Below are 4,123 nucleotides of genomic sequence, written 5' to 3'. Positions count from 1 at the left end.
CCGGCGTCCCCCTCACCGACGGGCGGGCGGCTGACCAGATCGCCCAGCCCGTCGGCCGTCAGGCCGATGACCCGGTAGTTGCCATAGCAGGTGTGCGCGCCGCACAGGTGCGCGTCGGCAATCAGGTCGGGCAGGCCGTCGCCCGACAGATCGGCCACCTCTACCAGCGTCGGGGCGATGAAGTCGTAGATGTCGCTGCTGGGCGCGGCGTAGTAGCGGAAGACGACGCCCTCGCCGTTAACGATCCACAGATCGCCGGGCGCGCCGAAGGGCACGCCCGGCAGCGACGGGTCGTAGAGTACCAATATCCACTCGTCCTGCAGGTCGCCATCGAGATCGACCGCCAGCCAGTCATCGAGGCTCCGCTGCATGCCCGACTGCTGGAGCGCGGCGCGGACGGCGGCCGGGTTAACGTTGGCCCGCCACAGTTCAACGATCCACTGCTCCAGCCCCTCCCAGTCGGTCGGCGCGGCCCCCAGCGGGCCGGTGATGGGCGTTGGTGCGGCGCAGACCGTGCCGCAACCGCCGGGGCAGTCGCCGGTTGGGCAGTTGAAGACCTCGCCGGGGGCGCAGGCGGGCGGCGTGCACATCAGGATCGGCGTCTCGCCGGCGTCGGCGACGGGCGTAGCGACGGGCGTCAGCGTAGCGGAGTCCGCACCCTCGACCGTGGGGCCGGGCGGCGTACCCAGGAAGGGCGCCACCGTCTGAGGGCCTAGCGCGGAGCAGGCGGCCAGCGCCGCCAGCAGCAGGAGCGCCGCGATCTGGGCGGCGACGCGGGTCGTTCGTGGGGTAAACAGGGATTTCTCGCTCATGGCTACTCCTTGTCGATGGCCGCGTCATCCGGCGCGGGCGGGGTGTCCGGCTCATCGGCCGCCTCCGGTCGCGGCGCGGACGGCCGGATCAGCTCCAGGCGGAAGTGCAGCGTCAGGTGGCCGACCTGGATGGCGTCGCCGTGCTGCACCCGGCGGGGGGCCAGCCCCAGCCGCTCGTGGTTCAGGAACGTGCCCAGGATACTGCCCTCGTCGTACAGCCAGTACTCGTCCTCGGCCGCGCGCCGGATGCGGGCGTGCAGGCGGGAGACGCTGGGATCGTCGAGGGCGATATCCACCTCGTCCGGCTCGCGGCCGATCGTCACGTCGGCCGCCGGCAGTTCAACGCGCTCGCTCTGGCCGTCAGGCCACTCCCAGGCCAGCACGGGCGCGTGCCGGTCGGCTGGGCCAGCCGCGGCGACGGGCGCGGGCGGCGCGGCTGGCGGCGCGACCCGCCTGGCGCGGCGGCGGGCGGCGCGCCACAGCCAGACCAGCACGCCAACTGCCGCGACCGGGATCAGCAGCGCCCACACGGGCCACTCAGCCATGCGTCCCAGGGCGGGTAGCGCCGGGGCGCGGGTCGGCGCGGGCGTCGGCGTGGGTGGGGTGGGCCGGCTGATCTCGATGGTCACGTCCACCGGCTCGGCCGCGGCGCGGAAGCCCAGTTCATCGGCCACCTCGACCTCCAACCGGTAGGTTCCCGCGTCGCGCTCGCTGATGTCCCAGGCCAGCGGCAACTGCCCGGCCGCGTCGAGCGCAGGGGAGTCGCCGGCCGGCTGGGCCACGCCATCCACGCGAAAGACGACCTCCGTCAGGCGGCGCGGCCGGCCGTCGGGCCAGACGACGCGCGCCGTCAGCGGCAAGACAGCCGGTTGCAGCAGCGCCAGCGGCGTATCGGCGGCGCTGCCCACACGGCGGACGGCGGCGTTGGCTAACTCAATGGCGACCTCGGGCGCGGCCAGAGCCAGCGAGAAGCCGGCCGTGTCGCGCACGTTGCCCAGACTGACCGATACCTCGTGGTCGCCGTTCTGGCGCGTCTCGGAGCGATAGACCATCTCCGTCTGCTGCCCCTGGGCCTCGAACAGGGCAAATAGCGGATCGGTCGCCTCCGGCGCGGGCATGTGAACATATTGGCCGTTGGTTGGCTGGTAAAGCCCGGCGGCGTTGGCGACCTCTTCCGGCGACGCCTCCACGCCCAGAATGGCGACGTAGAGGGGGATGCCGGCGGCCAGCGCCGCCTCGGTCAGCGCCGGGTAGTCGAGTTGGCGGTTCAGGCGGGCCCCATCGGTGTAGAGCAGGACAGCCTGGAAGCGGCCATCCTCTCGCTGCGCCGCCAGATGGTCAATGGCCGCGACCAGCATGGCCTGCAGCGGCGTGGCCCGCGGCGTCGGGGCGTAGGCGGCCACGGCGCCAGCCAACTCGCCCGGCCGCGTCACGTCCTGGACGAGAAACGCCGCGCCCTCGCCCGTCTCGTCGGGCGTGATGACCGACACCCGGTCTAGCCCGGTGGGGTTCATGAACTGCTCCGCCCAGCGCCCGACGCTCTGGGCCACCTTGTCGCGCCGGTTGAAGCCGCTGCGGTCGTCGAACTGGAGAAAGTCGGCGTTGGCGTCGAGCACCAGCACGAGATCGACCCCACTCGGGACGCGGGCCGTCGTCGCCTCCGGGATGGGCACGCCGTTCTCGCGCAGCACCAGGCGCGACAGGTCGCCGACGGGCGCGCCGCCCGGCCCGGTCATCAGGACGCGCACGCGCACCGTCGGGAAGTCAGCCGTGTTCACGGCGGTGATGCGCACCGCCGTCTCCTGGCGTTCCACCTGCTGCGCCGCCGCGCCCCGCGCCGCGACCAGGGCCAGGGCCAGGGCGACCAGGATGATGAGCGTTCGTGTCGGCCGGCCGGCCATAACTGTTTTCTTTCCGTTCACCGTCTGCTATTATATCAACATAACTTCTGTGGAAGGGAGAAGTCTCATGGCGAACGCTCCACGTCTTCTTGGTCGCACCCTGCGTGGCCTGTTGGTCGCGTTCATCCTGCTCCTCGGCGCGGCCACTGGTCGCGCCCAAGAGACGACTCAGATCGGCCGCCTCACCATCACCGGCTCCAACGCCGACAGTTTCCCCAGCGTCCAGTTGCAGGCTTACGGCATGGACGGCCAGGGCAACCCGATCGACTTCACCACGGAGCCGCTCTTTCTGAATCATAACGGCTTCCCGGTGGACGAGGTGATCTTCGACGGCCGGGTCACTGTGGGCACGCTGACCGTCTTCCTGATTGACGTAACCGGCGGCGTGGCCGACCAGTTGCCGGCCATCGAGGCCCTCGTCCGCCAGTACGCCAGCGCCGGCAATATGCAGGAGCAAGTGGACTACGTGGCCGTCTACCAGAATCGCGCCGACGGCCCGCAACAACTGCTGGAGCCGACCCAATTCTACAACAGCGTCAACAATCTGTTCGCCACGACCCCCCTGGCGGCCGAACAGGGGGCGACGTCGCTCTATGACGCCGTGATCCGCATGGTGGATGAGACGACCGCGCTGAAGCCCGACCCGGCCATGGCCGCGTCTATCATCCTCATCAGCGACGGCACCGACCCCGGCACGTCGCAGGCCCAGCCGGGCGACGTGCCCACGCGGGCCGCGGCGGCCGGCATCCCCGTCCACACCGTCGTCCTGACCAACCCGGAGTTGGGCGGGCAGACGTTCGGGCCGGAGTATATGCGCCAGGTGGCCGCCGGCTCGCGCGGCATCGCCACCGAGTTGGGCAACGCTGAGGGCATCGCCGCTATCTGGGCCCGCATCGGCGCGTTCCGCGAACAGTCGTTGGTGCGCTACACCGTGCCGGAGCCGGCCAGCGGCACGTTCCCGGTCGAACTGAGCCTGCTGAACAACCGCGACACGAAGGCCACTACCGAGGTGACCGTCTCTGGCGCGGTTCCCAACGTCGTCATCAACCTGGCGCGCGAGAGCCGCAGCCTGACTGTGCCCAACCTGGATGAGCCGATCGAGCTTCAACTGTCAGCGACCGTCTCCTGGCTGGACGGACAGGCGCGCGAGGTGACGGCGGCGCAACTGCTGGTCAACGACACGCAGGTGGCCGAAATCCCGCCTGCCGACCTGGCCTCCTTCACCGCGCCGGTCAGCAATTTCATCTTTGGTGACAACCGGCTAGAGGTCGCCGTCACGGACAGCCAGGGCCTCACCTCTGTCAGCGCGCCGGTCATCATCACCGTGACCCAGGGGGACGAGGTGCAGGTTCCCGAAGAACTCCAGCCGGCCGGCTTCCGTTTCAACCCGCTGTGGCTGTTAGGGCTGCT

The 4,123-nt window shown here is 70.4% G+C and carries 2 protein-coding genes and 1 pseudogene; 1 reads left to right on the top strand and 2 read right to left on the bottom strand.

The genetic code is table 11. From position 1 onward, the window contains the following. Together ACE3UY_RS16385 and ACE3UY_RS16380 are read right to left on the bottom strand one after the other, a co-directional pair. A pseudogene (locus ACE3UY_RS16385) lies at positions 1-812 on the bottom strand (hypothetical protein); the annotation flags it as partial. Between the two features lie 2 nt (positions 813-814). After that, positions 815-2,734 carry an FHA domain-containing protein gene (locus ACE3UY_RS16380; RefSeq protein WP_374688565.1) on the bottom strand — a complete coding sequence of 640 codons (1,920 nt, stop codon included), beginning with the start codon at positions 2,732-2,734 and terminating at the stop codon, positions 815-817. 46 nt (positions 2,735-2,780) lie between these two features. On the opposite strand from ACE3UY_RS16380, the gene ACE3UY_RS16375 reads away from it, so the two are divergent. Continuing rightward, the coding region (locus ACE3UY_RS16375) for a hypothetical protein (protein WP_374688564.1) at positions 2,781-4,123 on the top strand (1,343 nt) is incomplete at its 3' end.

This window comes from Promineifilum sp. (SeqCode) (assembly GCF_041918635.1).
Lineage (GTDB): Bacteria > Chloroflexota > Anaerolineae > Promineifilales > Promineifilaceae > Promineifilum.
This window is presented reverse-complemented; position numbering and strand designations above follow the sequence as displayed.